This is a genomic window from Burkholderia sp. HMSC10F09 (assembly GCF_001806955.1).
In the GTDB taxonomy this organism is placed as follows: domain Bacteria; phylum Pseudomonadota; class Gammaproteobacteria; order Burkholderiales; family Burkholderiaceae; genus Burkholderia; species Burkholderia multivorans.
Map to the genome: position 1 here is coordinate 1 of NZ_KV786498.1, position 565 is coordinate 565.

Annotated in this window: 1 protein-coding gene; it reads right to left on the minus strand. The window is 74.3% G+C overall.

From position 1 onward, the window contains the following. The coding region (locus tag HMPREF3115_RS00750) for a heme/hemin ABC transporter substrate-binding protein (RefSeq protein WP_371089346.1) at nt 1-565 on the minus strand (565 nt) is incomplete at both ends.

A 565-nucleotide genomic window follows, 5' to 3' on the forward strand; every position in this document is an offset into this window, starting at 1 on the left:
ATCATCGCGTCGGCCGCCGTGCGCCGGCCGGCGACGAGCGCCTGGTTGCCGGTGTGATTGAGCACGAACAGCACGCGCGGCGGCTGCGCGCCGCCCGGCACGTGCGCGGCGACGGTAGCGCGCGCGGCCTGCCAGTCGCGGTCGAACTGCCGCAGCAGCGCGACGCCGGCATCGCGCATGTCGAACGCCTGCGCGATGCCGGCGATCTTCGCGCGTACCGATTCGGCATCGTGATGCTCGTCGAAGGTCTGCACCGCGACGCCTGCGCGCGCGACTTGCGCGATCGCGGCCGGCGGACCGGCTTCCGCCGACGCGAGCACGAGATCGGGCCGCAACGACAGCAAACCTTCGGCCGACAGCGCGCGCTGATAGCCGACCTTCGGCAAGCGCTTCGCGGCCTCCGGATACGTGCACGTGGTGTCCGCGCCGACGAGCCGGTAGCCGCGCGCGTGCTCGCCGCCGAGTGCGAAGGCCGTTTCCGCGAGCGCGCCGCCGATCACGACGACGCGCTTCGGCGCGGACTGGACGGCCGCGATCGCGCGCGCGGGCACCGTCGCCGCGAGCG